Source organism: Duganella lactea (genome assembly GCF_009857505.1).
Classification (GTDB): Bacteria; Pseudomonadota; Gammaproteobacteria; order Burkholderiales; family Burkholderiaceae_D; genus Rugamonas; species Rugamonas lactea.
Window position 1 is genome coordinate 164,188 of the sequence record NZ_WWCP01000007.1, and the last position, 15,574, is coordinate 179,761.

At 63.4% G+C, this 15,574-nt stretch carries 16 protein-coding genes and 2 tRNA genes; 8 read left to right on the forward strand and 10 right to left on the reverse strand.

Annotated elements, in window-relative coordinates; translation table 11 throughout:
* Positions 1-28: 28 nt before the first annotated feature.
* Positions 29-1,438: an ATP-dependent RNA helicase DbpA gene (gene dbpA, locus GTP44_RS09075; RefSeq protein WP_161019176.1), complete on the forward strand. Its 1,410-nt coding sequence runs from the start codon at positions 29-31 to the stop codon at positions 1,436-1,438.
* Positions 1,439-1,443: 5 nt separating this feature from the next.
* On the opposite strand, the gene GTP44_RS09080 is transcribed toward dbpA, so the two are convergent.
* Positions 1,444-2,598 carry an MFS transporter gene (locus GTP44_RS09080; RefSeq protein ID WP_161019194.1) on the reverse strand — a complete coding sequence of 385 codons (1,155 nt, stop codon included), beginning with the start codon at positions 2,596-2,598 and terminating at the stop codon, positions 1,444-1,446.
* A 129-nt stretch (positions 2,599-2,727) separates the two neighbouring features.
* Between GTP44_RS09080 and GTP44_RS09085 the strand changes: the two genes are divergently transcribed.
* Positions 2,728-3,537 (forward strand): AraC family transcriptional regulator, encoded by an 810-nt coding sequence (locus GTP44_RS09085; RefSeq protein ID WP_160992769.1) that lies wholly within the window; start codon positions 2,728-2,730, stop codon positions 3,535-3,537.
* On the opposite strand, the gene GTP44_RS09090 is transcribed toward GTP44_RS09085, so the two are convergent.
* Together GTP44_RS09090 and GTP44_RS09095 are read right to left on the reverse strand one after the other, a co-directional pair.
* A complete protein-coding gene (locus GTP44_RS09090) occupies positions 3,518-4,981 on the reverse strand; it encodes a HAMP domain-containing sensor histidine kinase (RefSeq protein ID WP_161019177.1) in 1,464 nt (487 codons plus the stop codon). The genes GTP44_RS09085 and GTP44_RS09090 overlap by 20 nt on opposite strands.
* Positions 4,978-5,694, reverse strand: coding sequence for a response regulator transcription factor (locus GTP44_RS09095; protein WP_371867184.1), 717 nt, complete (start codon positions 5,692-5,694; stop codon positions 4,978-4,980). Before GTP44_RS09095 ends, GTP44_RS09090 begins: the two co-directional genes overlap by 4 nt.
* 115 nt (positions 5,695-5,809) lie before the next feature.
* Here GTP44_RS09095 and msrB point away from each other — a divergent pair, with 115 nt between their 5' ends.
* Both msrB and msrA read left to right on the forward strand, forming a co-directional pair.
* Complete coding sequence (msrB, locus tag GTP44_RS09100) at positions 5,810-6,295, forward strand: peptide-methionine (R)-S-oxide reductase MsrB (RefSeq protein WP_161019178.1); 486 nt, start codon at positions 5,810-5,812, stop codon at positions 6,293-6,295.
* A gap of 15 nt (positions 6,296-6,310) precedes the next feature.
* Complete coding sequence (gene msrA, locus GTP44_RS09105; protein WP_161019179.1) at positions 6,311-6,994, forward strand: peptide-methionine (S)-S-oxide reductase MsrA; 684 nt, start codon at positions 6,311-6,313, stop codon at positions 6,992-6,994.
* 6 nt (positions 6,995-7,000) lie between these two features.
* Here the strand turns inward: msrA and GTP44_RS09110 are convergent, their stop codons facing one another.
* The gene (locus GTP44_RS09110; protein WP_161019180.1) at positions 7,001-7,972 is read right to left on the reverse strand and encodes an alpha/beta fold hydrolase; all 972 of its coding nucleotides are present in this window, start codon (positions 7,970-7,972) and stop codon (positions 7,001-7,003) included.
* 51 nt (positions 7,973-8,023) lie between these two features.
* Between GTP44_RS09110 and GTP44_RS09115 the strand changes: the two genes are divergently transcribed.
* A complete protein-coding gene (locus GTP44_RS09115) occupies positions 8,024-8,749 on the forward strand; it encodes a TOTE conflict system archaeo-eukaryotic primase domain-containing protein (protein ID WP_161019181.1) in 726 nt (241 codons plus the stop codon).
* 59 nt (positions 8,750-8,808) lie between these two features.
* Here GTP44_RS09115 and GTP44_RS09120 read toward each other — a convergent pair whose 3' ends face one another.
* Both GTP44_RS09120 and earP read right to left on the reverse strand, forming a co-directional pair.
* On the reverse strand, positions 8,809-9,384 hold the full coding sequence (locus tag GTP44_RS09120) for an elongation factor P (protein ID WP_160992762.1): 576 nt from the start codon (positions 9,382-9,384) through the stop codon (positions 8,809-8,811).
* A gap of 124 nt (positions 9,385-9,508) precedes the next feature.
* The gene (gene earP, locus GTP44_RS09125) at positions 9,509-10,633 is read right to left on the reverse strand and encodes an elongation factor P maturation arginine rhamnosyltransferase EarP (protein ID WP_161019182.1); all 1,125 of its coding nucleotides are present in this window, start codon (positions 10,631-10,633) and stop codon (positions 9,509-9,511) included.
* A gap of 153 nt (positions 10,634-10,786) precedes the next feature.
* Here earP and GTP44_RS09130 point away from each other — a divergent pair, with 153 nt between their 5' ends.
* The 3 genes from GTP44_RS09130 to GTP44_RS09140 all read left to right on the forward strand — a co-directional run bounded on the left by GTP44_RS09130 (position 10,787) and on the right by GTP44_RS09140 (position 13,804).
* Positions 10,787-11,596 carry a hypothetical protein gene (locus GTP44_RS09130; RefSeq protein WP_161019183.1) on the forward strand — a complete coding sequence of 270 codons (810 nt, stop codon included), beginning with the start codon at positions 10,787-10,789 and terminating at the stop codon, positions 11,594-11,596.
* A gap of 71 nt (positions 11,597-11,667) precedes the next feature.
* The gene (locus tag GTP44_RS09135; RefSeq protein WP_161019184.1) at positions 11,668-11,937 is read left to right on the forward strand and encodes a hypothetical protein; all 270 of its coding nucleotides are present in this window, start codon (positions 11,668-11,670) and stop codon (positions 11,935-11,937) included.
* A gap of 10 nt (positions 11,938-11,947) precedes the next feature.
* Positions 11,948-13,804 (forward strand): S8 family serine peptidase, encoded by a 1,857-nt coding sequence (locus GTP44_RS09140; RefSeq protein WP_161019185.1) that lies wholly within the window; start codon positions 11,948-11,950, stop codon positions 13,802-13,804.
* Between the two features lie 45 nt (positions 13,805-13,849).
* Here GTP44_RS09140 and GTP44_RS09145 read toward each other — a convergent pair.
* The 4 genes from GTP44_RS09145 to GTP44_RS09160 form a co-directional block, all read right to left on the reverse strand.
* A tRNA-Glu gene (locus tag GTP44_RS09145) sits at positions 13,850-13,925 on the reverse strand.
* A gap of 36 nt (positions 13,926-13,961) precedes the next feature.
* Positions 13,962-14,037: transfer RNA gene (locus GTP44_RS09150), tRNA-Glu, on the reverse strand.
* A 110-nt stretch (positions 14,038-14,147) separates the two neighbouring features.
* The gene (locus GTP44_RS09155; protein WP_161019186.1) at positions 14,148-14,864 is read right to left on the reverse strand and encodes an MgtC/SapB family protein; all 717 of its coding nucleotides are present in this window, start codon (positions 14,862-14,864) and stop codon (positions 14,148-14,150) included.
* Between the two features lie 272 nt (positions 14,865-15,136).
* On the reverse strand, positions 15,137-15,448 hold the full coding sequence (locus GTP44_RS09160) for a carboxymuconolactone decarboxylase family protein (RefSeq protein WP_160992783.1): 312 nt from the start codon (positions 15,446-15,448) through the stop codon (positions 15,137-15,139).
* Between the last annotated feature and the right edge of the window lie 126 nt (positions 15,449-15,574).

Genomic DNA, 15,574 nt, shown 5'->3' on the forward strand with positions numbered 1-15,574 from the left:
ACATCCTTTTAGAACAGGGTCCACCACCATGACTTCCACCTCCTTTGCCAGCCTGCCGCTGAATTCCGCCTTCCTGGACAACCTCGACTCGCTCGGCTACAAGGAGATGACCACGATCCAGGCGCAAAGCCTGCCCTCGGTGCTGGAGGGACGCGACCTGATCGCCCAGGCCAAGACCGGCAGCGGCAAGACCGCCGCCTTCGGCATCGGCATCCTGGCCAAGCTGAATCCGGCGTGGTTCGCCGTGCAGGCGCTGGTGCTGTGCCCTACCCGCGAGCTGGCCGACCAGGTGGCCGGTGAGCTGCGCCGCCTGGCCCGCTCGACCGGCAACGTCAAGGTGCTGGTGCTGACCGGCGGCTCGCCGATGCGCCCGCAAATCGCCTCGCTGGAGCATGGCGCCCACATCGTGGTCGGCACGCCGGGCCGCGTGCGCGACCACCTGGGCCGCGAGACGCTGGACCTGTCCAAAGTCAGCACGCTGGTGCTGGACGAGGCGGACCGCATGACCGACATGGGCTTCTACGACGAAATCGCCGGCATCGTCAGCGCCTGCCCGAAACGCCGCCAGACCTTGCTGTTCTCGGCCACCTACCCGGACGATATCCGTCGCGCCACCGACGACTTCCTGGTCGATCCGGTCGAAGTCACCGTCGAGGCGCAGCACGACAACAGCCAGATCGAACAACTGTTCTTCGAGATCGGCTTCGACCAGCGCAACGAAGCGGTGGCGCGCCTGCTGGGCCATTACAAGCCGGTATCGGCCATCGCCTTCTGCAACACCAAGGTGCAGTGCCGTGAACTGGTCGAGCATCTGCAATCGAAGGGCTTCTCCGCACTGACACTGTACGGTGAACTGGAACAGCGTGAGCGCGACGAGATCCTGATTCTGTTCGCCAACCGTAGCTGCTCTGTACTGGTGGCCACCGACGTTGCCGCGCGTGGCCTGGACATCCCGAATCTGGAAGCGGTGATCAACGTCGACGTCTCCAAGGACACCGAGGTGCACATCCACCGCGTCGGCCGCACCGGCCGCGGCGGCGAACAAGGCCTGGCGTTGTCGCTGTGCGCGCCGAACGAGAAAAAATGGGTCAAGCTGATCGAAGAATATCAGGGCCAGCCGGTCAACTGGTTCGACTTGAGCAGCCTGGATGACAACGAATACGGCGTCGATCCGGCACCGATGATGACGCTGGTGATCTCCGGCGGCAAAAAGGACAAGCTGCGCCCAGGCGACGTGCTGGGCGCGCTGACCGGCGACGCTGGTCTGAGCAAGGAACAAGTCGGCAAGATCAACGTGACCGAGTTCCAGACCTACGTCGCCATCGACCGCCGCGTGGCCTACGACGCCTTTGCGCGGCTGAACAAAGGCAATCCTCTGGGCGGCGACTTCGGCGCCATCAAAGGCCGCAACTTCAAGATGCGCTTCATCGACGCCTGATCAACTCAACGGTGCTTCGGCTGCTCGATATGCGGCAGCAGCACCGTCAGGATGCCCAACAGCGGCAGGTAAGAGCACAGCTGATACACATAGGCGATGCCCTTGATGTCGGCGATGTGGCCCATGGCCGCCGCGCCGATGCCGCTGACGCCGAACATCAGGCCGAAGAAGATGCCGGCCACCATGCCAACCTTGCCCGGCATGAGCTCCTGCGCAAACACCACGATGGCCGAGAACGCGGACGAGATCACGAAGCCGATCACCACCGACAGCACCGCGGTCCAGAACAGCCCCACATACGGCAGCGCCAGCGTAAACGGCGCGGCGCCGAGAATCGACATCCAGATCACGCGCTTGCGGCCAATGCGATCACCGATCGGGCCACCCATGAAGGTGCCGGCGGCAACGGCGGCCAGGAACAGGAACAGGTACATCTGCGCGTTCGACACCGACACGCCGAATTTATCGATCAGGTAGAAGGTGTAATAGCTGGTCAGGCTGGACATGTAGATGTACTTGGAGAAGACCAGCAGCGCCAGCACCGTCATGGCGCCATACACCTTCGCCTTCGGCAGCGGCGACACGGCGGTGGCGGCAGCCTTCTTCGGCTGCGCCAGATGGTGGCTATGCCAGCGGCTCACGTACACCAGAACCACGATCGCGGCCAGCACCAGCAGCGCAAACCAGGCGATGTTGCCCTGACCGCGACCAATGATCACCGCCGCCGCCAGCACGGGCCCCAGCGCCGAACCGGCATTGCCGCCCACCTGGAACAGCGACTGCGCGAAGCCAAAACGGCCACCGGAGGCGGCACGCGCCACGCGCGAGGCTTCCGGGTGGAAGGTCGAGGAACCGACGCCGATCAGCGCCGCCGACACCAGCAGCGACGGGAAGGTGGAGGCGAAGGACATCATCAGCACGCCGATCAGCGTGGCCACCATCCCCATCGGCAGCAGGAACGGCATCGGACGCTTGTCGGTGTACAGGCCTATCCACGGCTGCAACAGGGAAGCGGTGCACTGGAAGGTCAGCGTGATCAGGCCGACCTGGGTGAAGCTCAGGCCAAACTCCGATTTCAGCATCGGGTAAATCGATGGCAGCATGGCCTGGGTAAGGTCGTTCAGCAGGTGCACCAGCGCGACCGCGCCGAGGATCTGCATGACCGTGTCGCCGTGAGGACGGCTGATTGCAGCGGTAGTCATGATGTAAAGCCTTGTTGTTTTGGGATGGTTTAAGTGTAATATGGCTTCAATCTCTGGATATTCCAATAATCGTCGACTAAGTGCCAAATGCCAGATCACTCACGCAGCAAGGACCATCGCGACTATCAACGCGTGCCGCGCGTCGTCACCGCCATCTCGCGTGACGAGGAACACGGCATCTCGGGCACGCCGCACCACCACGAGCGCGCGCAACTGCTCTACGCCACGCAAGGCATGATGCGCGTGCTGACCGACGCCGGCATGTGGATACTACCCCCGCGCCGCGCGCTGTGGATACCGCCGGGCGTAATGCACCACTGGACGGCGATCAGCAAGGTGTCGATGCGCTCGATCTACATCGAGCCGCAGACTGCGGCGGCCTTCGGCGACACCTGCCGCGTGATCGAAGTCAGTCCGCTGCTGCGGGAACTGATACTGGCGCTGCTGGAGGAGCCGATCGAATATCCGCTGCCGGGACGCGGCGAGCATCTGGCGATGCTGATCCTGTCCGAGCTGGCGGCGGCGACGACGGTGCCGATCGCCATTCCGTGGCCGCGCGACCGGCGCCTGCTGGCGGTGTGTTCGGCCATCATGGCCGATCCGGGCAGCGACAAGAATATCGAACAATGGGCCGACCAAGTGGGCGCCAGCGCGCGCACGCTGATTCGCCTGTTCCCGAAGGAGACCGGCCTGCATTACCGCCAGTGGGTACAGCAAGTGCATCTGGCCGAGGCTTTCGGCCGGCTGGCCCAAGGTCAGAGCGTGGGCGAAATCGCGGCGGCGCTGGGCTATGCGAGCGCCAGCGCGTTCAGCGCCATGTTCCGCCGCATCCTCGGCAAAACGCCGCAGCACTATCTGACCGAATGGCGTCAGCCGCTTACGCTGCATCCAGCGTAAAGCGGAAAACGGCGCCGACACCGGGCTCACTGACCAATTCGATTTTGCTGTGATGGAGTTGCAGGATGCGGTTGACCGTCAATAGTCCGAGTCCACCGACGCGGTATTCGCCTTGTAGCGCGACCGGCCGGCGGAACAGATTTTCGCGCATCACCGACGGCACACCGGGGCCGGTATCCTCGACCGTCACCGTGACTTGGGCGTTGACCACCGGCGCCACCGTCACTTCCACCTCGCCGCCAGCCGGCGTATGGCGGATCGCGTTATCCAGCAGATTGGTCAGCACCCGCTCCATCATGCCCAGGTCCGCGCGCACCATCGGCGCGGGATGCGGCAACGTCGCCATCAGCCGCACCTGGCGCTCGCCGGCTTGCAGCTCGAATTTCTGGAAGACGTCCTGTATCAGGTCGGACAGCGAGAAAGGCTCCAGTTCCGGCTGTACCGAGCCGTGTTCCAGGCGCGCCAGCTCAAACAGCGCCTGCGCCAAGCGCCCTACTTTTTGGCTTTGCGACAGGGCGATGCCGAGATAGTGCTGTCGCTCGGCCGCCGTCAGCGTGTCATCCTTCAGCGACAGCGTTTCCAGGTAGCCGTGCAGAGAACCCAACGGCGTGCGCAGGTCGTGCGAGATATTGGCCACCACCTCGCGGCGGTCGTGATCCAGCTGGCGCATGGTGTTCCACTGCTCGTTGATGCGCGCGGCCATGTCGCCGAAGGCGTGTTCCAGCACGGCGATTTCATCGCGCTGGCTGGCCGCGGCGGGCGCCGGCAGCGCCAGTTGATCGGCCTTGGTATCCAGCTGGCGCATGGTGGTCGTCAGGCGGCGCAGCGGACGGGTGATCAGGCGGAAGCCAATCAGGCCGGCGATCAGCACCAGCGCCGCCACCACCACCATCGACCACAAGGTGGTACGCAGCACGGAGCTGGCGGTGGCGCGCGCGGCGAGGCGGTCGTGTTCTTCGCTTTGCAGAATGACATAGATGTAGCCGACCTTTTTCTCGCCGGCGCGCAGCATGGCGGCACTGAACACTTTGCGGCCGTTGTCGCTGCGCGGGTCATCGCCCTGGATCGGCAACGGCTCGTTGGCCAGCAGGCGGCGAATCGGATCGAGGCTGACGTGGTTGCGTTTCAGGCTGCCCTCCGGCGCGGCATGGCCGACGATTTTGCCTTCCATGTCGAGCAGGTAGACTTCCACGTTGGGGTTGACGTCCATCAGGCGACTGAACAGCCGGCGCACCATCTCCGGACCCAGCGCTTGCGCGTCCTCGGCGCGCATCAACTGCGCGTCCAGCGCGATGCTGCGCGCCAGGCCGCGCGACAGGCCCTGTACCACTTCTTTCTCGTGCATGATGTTGGCGCGGATCTGCAGCCATGCGGACGCGCCGCAGCAGGCCAGCAGCAGCACCGAAAAGACCAGCGACAGGCGCTGCGACAACGTCAGGTTCATGCCGCCTCGCTGGCGTAGCGATAGCCCTTGCCCCACACGGTGAGGATGCGTTTCGGTTCGGCAGGATCAGCCTCGATCTTGGCGCGCAGGCGGTTGATGTGGGTGTTGACCGTGTGTTCGTAGCCGTCATGCTGGTAGCCCCAAACCTGATTCAACAGGTCCAGCCGCGAGAACACTTTTTCGGGATGCTTGATGAAGAAGTAGAGCAGGTCGAATTCGCGCGGCGTCAGGTCCAGCGCGGCGCCGTTCAACTGCGCCTGACGCGTGATCGGATCGACGCGCACACCGTTCAGCTCCAGCGCCCCGCCTTCTCCGCGCTGGTTGCGCGACATGGCGTCGGCCCGCCGCAGCAGCGCTTTGACGCGCGCCACCAGTTCCAGCACGGAGAATGGCTTGGGCAGATAGTCGTCCGCGCCCAGTTCCAGGCCGAGGATGCGATGCACTTCGCTGGAGCGCGCGCTGGTGATGATGATCGGCGTGTAGGTGGTCATCGCACGCGCCTGACGGCAGATCTCCAGTCCATCCACGCCCGGCAGCATGATGTCGAGGATGAGCGCATCCCAGCCGCCGGTGCGCACCTGGGCCAGGCCCTGCGTGCCGTCGGCACAATGCGTCACCTGATACCCTTCATCCTGAAGGTGCAGGCGCAGCAGGTCGGCGATATGCATATCGTCCTCGACGATGAGTACACGTTTGTTGTCCATGTCCGTCATTGTGCCGCAATACGCGGCGCGAAAGTGTCACAATTAGTTTAAGTTTACGTGAGGATTTCGTCAGCACTGCCGGCGCAGAATACGCTCCATCGTTATTCCCCATACGGAGGACCGCATGACATCGAGACGTTCTTTCATCCTGACCGGCGGCGCCGCGCTGTTGGCCGGCATCGCTTACCGCGGCGGCGTCGCCGCCCCCGCCGCCGCCTGGGAAGTCAGCCGCACCGACGCCGAATGGCGCGCCCAACTCACGCCCGCCCAGTACGACGTGCTGCGCAAGCATGGCACCGAGCGGCCTTTCAGCAGCCCGCTGTACAAGGAGCACCGCGCGGGCAAATTCCTGTGCGCCGGCTGCCAGAATCCGCTGTTCTCGTCGAAGCATAAATTCGACAGCGGCACTGGCTGGCCGAGCTTCTGGAAGCCGCTGGACCGTGGCGTCATCACCAGCAGGACCTCGTCGCTGGGCATGTACGGCGTGGAGGTGGTATGCCGCCGCTGCGGCAGCCATCTGGGCGACGTGTTTGACGACGGCCCGGAGCCGACCGGCCTGCGTTACTGCATCGATGGCGTGGCGCTCAGCTTCGTCCCCGGCGAGTCCTGAACGAGGAGAACGACAATGAACAGCATCAATGCAATGGGCGGCGTACTCGCCTTCTTCATCATCGTGGGCTGCCAACAGGCGGAATCGGCGACCGTGATCGCGCCGCCGGTTGTCGATGAACCGGCGGGTGGCGCGCAAACCGCCACCGCCATCTTCGCAGGCGGCTGCTTCTGGGGCGTACAAGGCGTGTTCCAGCACGTGAAGGGCGTGAGCAACGCCGTCTCCGGCTACTCCGGCGGCAATGAGCGCAACGCCAGCTATGAAGCGGTCGAAAGCGGCGACACCGGCCACGCGGAATCGGTGAAGATCACCTACGACCCGAGGCAAATCAGCTACGGCAAGCTGCTGCAGATTTTCTTCTCGGTGGCGCACGATCCAACGCAGCTGAATCGCCAGGGACCGGATACCGGCACGCAGTACCGCTCCGCCATCTTCCCGCAAACGGCGCAGCAGCAAGCGGTGGCGGAGCAGTACATTGTGCAGCTAAACGCCTCGCACGCTTTCAAGAAACCGCTGACCACGCGGATCGAACCGGGCAAACAATTCTACGTGGCGGAAGCCTACCACCAGAACTACCTGACGCTGCACCCGAACGATCCTTACATCGTCTACAACGATCTGCCAAAGCTGGCAGACCTCAAACGCATCCTGCCGGACCAGTACCGCGCCGAGGCTGTGCTGGTCCGGCAGGCGATGTAAGCGCCGTCAGGGCCGGACCTGCTTCAGCACTTCCAGCACGGCGTTGACGACCGCCTCAGGTTTATCGGCCTGAATCGCATGACCCGCGCCAGGGACGATGCGCTGCGTTCCGCGCGGCGACAGCGTGGTGAACGACTTCTGGATCAAAACGTTTTCGGCTTCGAAGGCTTTGTTGGCGGTGCTTTGCGGCTGCCCCGGCAACGCATAAGGGCTAACGCTGCGCGTGAGGACCAGCACCGGAATATCACCGAACGGCCGGCGCAGTTTGCGCAACTGCGCGTCGCTGGTGGACATGGCGTTGTACTCCGCCGACTTGGCGCGCCAGTAGGAAGGCTTCAGCTCGGATGCCAGTATCGCGGCGCCCAGTTGCGGGCCATAGTTTTGCAGCGGCTCGCCGATACACTGCTTCTGCTTTTCGCTGTCCTTGTCGAAGCCCCGCTCCGCCGCATCCAGGCAGTACTTGTCCTGGCCTGCGACCATCGCGTAGAACTGTTTGATTTTGCCGCCCGAGACTTTATCCAGTCGTTCCGTTTCATCCTCATGCTGGGCCTCGACCAACACCAGCCCTTTCACCAGTTGTGGATGGCGGTAGGTGTAGACCTGCACATTCGCGCCGCCCAGCGAATTGCCCACCATGATGTACGGTCCTTTTTCTCCGGCGGCGCTCAGCAGCTTATGCAGATCGCTCGCCACGCTGTCGGCGGTATTCGGCTGCGGGGACGGATCGCTGAAGCCGAAGCCGGCGCGGTCAAAGATGCAGGCCCGCGTGTGCTTGGCCACTTCCGGCTGCACACGATACCACGCCCACCCGGCATCGCCCGCCGGTCCATCAAACACCACAGTCGGCGCGCCCGCGCCGCTGCAGTACAGATTCATTTTGCGGCCGCCGCCCACATCGATCAACTGATGTGGCACCGCGAACTCGCTCGCCGCCGCCCAACCGGAACTCAACGCCAACGCCATCAGAACAACTTTCATCGTTACCCCGTCATCATGTGAAGTTGCCCAATAATCGGCGATAATGGCGAGATGGACAAGTTAATTTCTGAACTCAGAAGGCTGTACCTGCTCAACGCGGACAATCATCAGCGCCTGCAGCATCACCTGCGCGGCGAGGCGACGTTTGCGTTCGATCTGGCGCAAGACGGCGTGACGCGCGCCATCGTCATCGATTTCCACAAGGCGGCCGAGGAGCGGCACTGGCTGCGCTTGTGCGACGTGGCCAACGCGCTGCAATCGGAACTGGATTTGCCGGCGCCGGCGGTCAGCGTGTCGGGCGGCGACAGCTATCGTTTGTGGCTGTCGCTGGCGTCGCCGATTCCGCTGGAGCAGGCGCGCCAGTTCCTGGCCTTGCTGCACCGGTCTTACTTTGAGGATGAGCAGATCGATTTCGGCCGCACCATGGTCGAACTGCCGCCTTGCCTGCACGTGGCCACCGGCCTGTGGGCGGCGTTCATCAATCCCGGCATGGGTGGCGCGCTGGCCGACGATCTGGGGCTGGAGATGGCGCCGAACGAGATGGCGCAAGCGGCCTTCCTGGAAAAGCTCCACAGCATCAGCGATGGGCGGTTCGCGCACGCGCTGGCCACGCTGCAGCGCAAGCACAAAGCGGCGCCCTCGCCCTCACCCGTCCAGAAGCCACGCGCCGAAACGGCGCAAGGCCTGCTGCTGAAAGACGCCACGCTGGAAGACATCGTCAAACACCTGCACGCGCTGGACATCGAACCCACGTTCCGTCACGTGCTGAAAAACTAGCGGGCATAAAAAAAGCACGCCGGCTTGCGCGGGCGTGCTCCTGACCAAAAAGCCGGTGCTTAGTTACGCACGACTTTCTTGAATTCGTTGGTGCGGCTGTCGATTTCGATAACGTCGTCTTGCGACACGAACAGTGGCACCTGGATCGAGAACTGCTTCGATTCGATCGCGTTTTCGATCTTGGCTTCCTTGGTCACGTTACCCGAGGTGTTGCCTTTAACCGCTGGCTCCGAGTACACGATCTGACGCTGGATGGTGGTTGGCAGTTCAACCGAGATCGCTTTGCCGTCATAGAAGACAGCTTCGCATTCCATGCCGTCTTTCAGGTAGTTCAGGGCGTCGCCCAGGTTTTCTTCTTCGATTTCGTACTGTTCGTAGTCAGCGTCCATGAACACGTACAGTGGGTCCGCGAAGTACGAGTAGGTCACTGGCTTCTTGTCCAGAACCACGACGTCGAATTTGTCGTCGCCGCGGAACACGCTTTCGAATGGCGCGTTGGTCAGCAGGTTCTTCATTTTCCACTTGTAGGTGAAGCCCGTGCGGCTCGAACCGTTGACGTCGGAGCGCAGCACGATGAATGGCTTAGCGTCAACCATAATGATATTGCCAACACGAATTTCTTTTGCAGGTTTCATAGTGATTCTACTTAATAAGGTGGTTGCGTAAAGATCATCGTCGCCTGGGCGGCCTACGTTTGATCGGGTAAAAAAAGCATCTTAGAAATTAACCCGGCATTGTACCGTGTTTTTCTGCCAGCGCCTACCTCAGCGTGGCGGCGAACGCCAGCATATTGCCGGCCAAATCGCCGTGCGCCAGCATTTGCTGTCGCCACGCTTCGGCGCACGCCGTGGCGGCGTCGCCCTCCCCCTCCAGCCCGCGCCACAGCGTAGTCCAGTCATCGGCGCCGACGCCGGCCGTGGCGCCGTTCCAGCGCAGCGAAAAGCTTGCCAATTCCGGCAAGTTTTCCGCGTAACGCTGCAGGAAGGCGCGCAATTTCTTGTGATGCAGGTTGTCGTCCTGCGGGTAGATGTGCCAGATGAAGGGCTTGCCCGCCCACTGCGCGCGCACGAAGGAGTCCTCGCCGCGCACGAAGTTCAGGTCGCAGGCCCACAGCAATTTGTCGTAATCCGGCTGCGGCACGAAAGGCAGCACGCGCACCGTCAACGCGCCGTGCGTGGCCACCGCGCCGGCCGCGCCGTCGCCACCGGTGAAGGCGCGCACGGCGTCGGCCGCCACGCCTTCCGGCACCAGACAGGTCAACGGCTTGTCGCCCAGCCGCCACGCCTCGAACAAGGCCGACACCGGCGCGTGCGGATAACAGAACAGCGACACCTTGCGCGACGCCAGCTCGGCCGGCGTCAGGCCCAACTGCCGCAGAAACGGCGCGGGGGCGAATTGCAGACGTTGCTGTTCCAGCGCCGCCTCGCGCAGCAGGCCGCCGGTGTTGCCAGTGAAGCCGGGGAAGAAGAAATGCTTCATCAGCCCCTGGCGCTGCGGCGACGGCAAGCGATGACAACCTTCGACCCACGCCTCCGCCGTCAGCCCCTCCAGGTTGAACCACACCGGGCGCGGCTGGCATTGCGCCATGGCGTCGATGTAGCCAGGCGGCAGATCGACCGCGAAAAATTCCACCACGATATCGGCCACATCGGCCGGCGTGTAGACGCCGTCCTGATCGCGCCAGTGGCGCACCGCGACCTGCTGCACCTGCTGCCGGTCGGCGGCCACATCCACCTCCGGGCAGAGGCGGCGGAAGCTGGCCAGATCGTCCACGTACAGCGTGACCGTCAGGCCATGCTCGCGCACCAGTTGCCGGGCGAGACGCCAGCAAATGCCGATGTCGCCGTAATTGTCGACCACGCGGCAGAACAGGTCCAGTTTCATATGCGTTCGGGCAGAAAAAAATCGAGGCTGGATGATACCTGATTAACCCGCCAAGGCCACCAAGAATACCAAAACTTCACATCCACCTGTCAGTCCAACCCTACCAGTGCGGCCCACCGGCCCGCTGCTTTCACCCGCAGACAAGGAGATGTCATGAACGAGTATCAACAATATTATGGACAACAATTTGCACCCCAACAAATGGGCGAGCTCGCACCCCAAGGCTTTCTGGGCGGGCTGCTCGGCGCACCGCTGGGCGGCCTGATTGGGCGCGGCATCGGTGGCCTGTTCGGCAATGCCAACCTCGGCCGTCAGATCGGCCAGGCGGCCGGCGGCATTGGCGGCGGGCTGCTGCCGTTTGGCCTGGACCCGGTCGCCGCCGCCTACGCGCAGCAGGCGCAGCAACAGCAACTGCTGCAACAAGCACAGATGGGCCAACTGGCGCCGCAAGGCTGGTTCGGCAACATCATCAAGAACGTGGGTCGGCCGCTGGGCGGCGTCATTGGCGGTGCCTTCGGTAACGCCGGCCTGGGCAACACCATCGGCGGCATCGCCGGCCAACTGGGGGGCATGCTGCCCTTCAGCGCCGATCCGGTGGCGCAAGCCTATGGGCAGCAGGCGCAGTTGCAGCAACTACAGCAACTACAGCAGCTGCAACAACTACAGCAAGTACACCAGCTGCACCAGCTACAGCAACTGCAGGAGCAAGGCCTGGCGCCACAAGGCTGGTTCGGCAACGTCCTGAAGAACGTGGGGCGGCCGCTGGGCGGCGCCATTGGCGGCGCCTTCGGTAACGCCGGCCTGGGCAACACCATCGGCGGCATCGCCGGCCAACTGGGCGGCATGCTGCCGTTCGATGTCGATCCGCTGATCGCCGCCTACGCACAACAACAGGCACAGCTGGCACAACTGGCGGCCCAGCAAGGCAACACCGCGCTGTACGGCGGCCAGACCCTGCACTAACGCGCACCGCGCATGACAGCCCTCCGGCGGCCCAGGCCACCGGAGGGCGCCGCACTCTAAGGAGAATCGCCATGCCTGACAAGTCCCGCTTCCTGGTCCACGCCGCGCGCGGCGCCCCGCTCAACGACTTCCTCACCGTCGCCGCCACCGATCCGGACATTTCCGTGCTCGACATCATAGGCCCGCGCGACCGACCGCACACGGCGTTGGTGGAACTCGCCCCGGACAAGGCGCGCCAACTGGACCAGCACTTCCGCCAGACCGGCTCACCCTCGCACCAATTAACCATAGAACCAGACCGGCCGCTATCGATGTTCAACGGCCCGTTCGATCCCTTTTGAAAGGAATATCATGCCTAAGAATCCCAATGGCGGCGCCATGCCGCCAGATCTTGGCACGCCAGCCGGCGACGCCAGCGACGCCCATGCTACCGAAGCGGCCGCCAGCAGCGGGGCCGAACCCGCGCCGCAAGGCAACGGCCGCACCGACAGTGCCGGCCGCAACATCAGCGCCCGCAAGAAACAGTTTGTCATCGCGCCCCGCCAGCCGCCGGAAGGCTTGCAGGCACTGGGGCTGCAACCGTTACAGTTCGACGCGCTGGAACAGGCGCTGCGCAACAGCAGCGACATCGAGGTCATCGACAAGATCGGCGCCAAATCGGTGCTGGGCGCGCTGGCCGACGGCCTCGGCGGTGGCCAGGGCGTGCTGGTGGCGCGCATGACCGAACAGAAAGCGGCGACGCTGCACCAGCAAGGCCAAGGCCGTCTGCTGGTCGAGCGCGACCAGCCGCTGAACCTGATGGACCCGATGCTACGCCTGCCGCAGATGGTCACCGGCGTCACCCCAACCGAGGGCGGTGGGCCGGTGCTGAACGCCGTCATCAGCGTGGTGGGCAAAGATGGCGCGCCGCAGGCGAACGCCGAAGTGTCACTGTTCGGCAGCATGCTGCCGGCCAACGGCACCACCGACGCCAACGGCCAGGTAACCTTGTCACTGTTCGGCGAAACGCCCGAAACCGTGCGCGGCCTGTACGTCAAACCCAAGGCCGACTACTGGAGCTTCTACCAGCGCGATCCCGACATCAGCAGCGAGCAAATCAATGTGGTGGCGCTGCGCGCGCTGTCGGACTGGCCGTCGCTGGCCGGCTTCCCGCGCCAGCGCTGCTACGGCTGGGGGCAGAAGGCGATGCGGCTGGACCAGTTGCCCGGCACCTATCGCGGCCAGGGCGTGCGGATCGCCATCATCGATTCCGGCGCCGCCACCAGCCACGACAATCTGCACGGCATCCACGCCGGCTTCGACGTCATCAACAAGAAGACCAACCCCAACGGCTGGGACCAGGACACGCTGGGCCACGGCTCGCACTGCGCCGGCGTGATCGCGGCGGCCGACATCGCCTCCGGCATCCGCGGCTTCGCGCCCGACGCCGAAGTCCATGCATGCAAACTATTCCCCGGCGGGCAAGTCAGCCAGCTGATCGACGCGCTGGAATACTGCATCGACAAGCAGATCGACGTGGTCAACCTGTCGCTGGGCGGCGCCGACGTGTCCGAGGCGCTGGAGCAGCAGATCGTGCGCGCCAAGCGGGCCGGCATCGCCTGCATTGTGGCGGCCGGCAATTCGGGCGGCGCCGTGCAGTACCCGGCGGCGTCGCCCAACGTGCTGGCGGTGGCGGCCATCGGCAAGCTGGACGAATTCCCGGCCGACAGCTACCACACGCAAACGCTGGACGCCAACGTCGACGCCTACGGCTACTTCGCGGCCAAGTTCAGCTGCCACGGGCCACAGGTGGCGGTGTGCGCGCCGGGTGTGGCGATCACCTCGTGCGTACCGCCGAACAACTTCGCCGCCTGGGACGGCACCTCGATGGCCACGCCGCATGTGACCGGTCTGGCCGCGCTGTGCCTGGCGCACCATCCGGACTTCCAGACGCCGCAGTACAATGCGCGCGGGCCGGACCGGGTGGAGCGGCTGTTCCAGATTATCCGCGCCAGCGCGCGCCGCGTCAGTCTGGGCGACCAGAACCGCACCGGCTACGGCCTGCCGGACACGCTGCTGGCCGTAGGCCTGCAACAGCAGACGACGCTGACGGCGCCACAACCGCAGACGATGATGATGCCGATGATGGCGCCGGCCTTCGATCCTTATACGCTGGGGATGATGCCGATGTACCGTCCGCCGGTGAACTACGCGCCGCTGGCGTGGTGAGCGCAGAGAATGCAAAAAGCCGCACAAGGCGGCTTTTTGCTGATCTGGCGTCCCCACGGGGATTCGAACCCCGGTACTCACCGTGAAAGGGTGATGTCCTAGGCCTCTAGACGATGGGGACAGAAACTGTCCGTACTGGCCGTTTGGAAATGTCTCTTGGCGTCCCCACGGGGATTCGAACCCCGGTACTCACCGTGAAAGGGTGATGTCCTAGGCCTCTAGACGATGGGGACATTTCCAAGGCGCGTACTATATCAGCGCGTTTTTGCGAACGCAATAGCCAACCCTTGTTTTTGCTGAAAAAACACGGAAGATTGGCAGTAACGCAACGCGGCACGATCTATTACTCGGCGGTACTGGGACTCCAGAACGCCTGGCGGACAGCCCCGAGTGACTGCAAGCGCTGGACCAGCAGATCCAGCTCGTCGCCATCGACCGAGGTACTGGCGAGCGTCGCCTCGATCTCGATTTCATCCTGACCGAAGGCATGGAGATTGAGCGAGCGGGTTGGATAATTCCCCTGCTCCAGCGCCTCCTCCAACTGCGCCATCACGGTTTTTTGATGCGCCTTCTCCGCGATCACATACAAGATGTTCGTCACCTCGACCGACTCGACATCCAGCGGCTTGCGGTTAATCTTATTGACGACGGGGCGCAACAACGTATTCGCGGCCAGCACAAACAAGGCGGCCAGCACCGCCTCCAAAATCAGATCCGCGCCGGCGGCCGCGCCAACGCAGGCCGAGCCCCACAGGGTCGCCGCCGTATTCAAGCCGCGCACATTGCCGTCCTCACGCATGATCGCCCCGGCGCCGAGGAAGCCAATGCCGGACACGACATAAGCAATCACATGCACCGCGCCCTCATGTCCCTGCAAGCGATTCGCCATATCAACGAACATCGCCGCACCGACCGCCACCAGCACATTGGTCCTCAGCCCCGCCGTGCGCTGCCGGTATTGACGCTCCAGCCCAATCATCCCGCCCAACACGAACGCCGCAGTCAAGGACACAAACGTATCGAGCAACGAGTCCAGATTGAGATTCACAAGTATTTGCATTGGCGTGCAAGCCGGAAAAAGGCATCAAAATAAAAGGAGCGAGATTACCATGCCGGCATTACCGGCGCGTGACGTCAAGGCGGCACGGCTCGCAATCTGATCAGGCAGATTTGTCCGGCGTAGTGGCGCCGCCCTCGCCGCGAGCAAGCGCTTCAAGAATGGACGAAGGAATAGGACGACACCCACACGCGGCTGAATGGGCTTGGTGCCACGCGATGCGCTGCTGTAGCGTTGCGTTACTCGGCATGCGATTTTCTTCATGCCAGGATTTATTAACCTTGCTGGTCATACGCCTCCACCGCGACAGGCACCGCACCAATAACCACTGCACCGACAGCAGGCAAGCCCAGCAGAACAGCGCTTAGCACCTCCTGCTTCGATGCTCCGAGCGACTTTGCCGAAAGCACGTGAAACGCAATGCCGGAAGTATTCCCGGTAGCTGCCAGCACAGCGATATAAGCCAGTTCCGCAGTTTTTTTATCGAGCGCAGAAGCATCACCGACGCCTGACACCATTTGCATCCATGCCCCGGCGTGAGCTGGAGCTTCTTTCATAAACGATGAAAATGCCGTTGAAACACTCATGGGGGCCTCGAAAAACCGGCCCGGCCGTGGCATGATGTCAGCGCATCAACCTTGACGACTCTGCCATGATGAAACCCAACCTTTTTGCTGCGCAGGAGCGCGAAGCCAAGCTGACGAAGCTGGGCG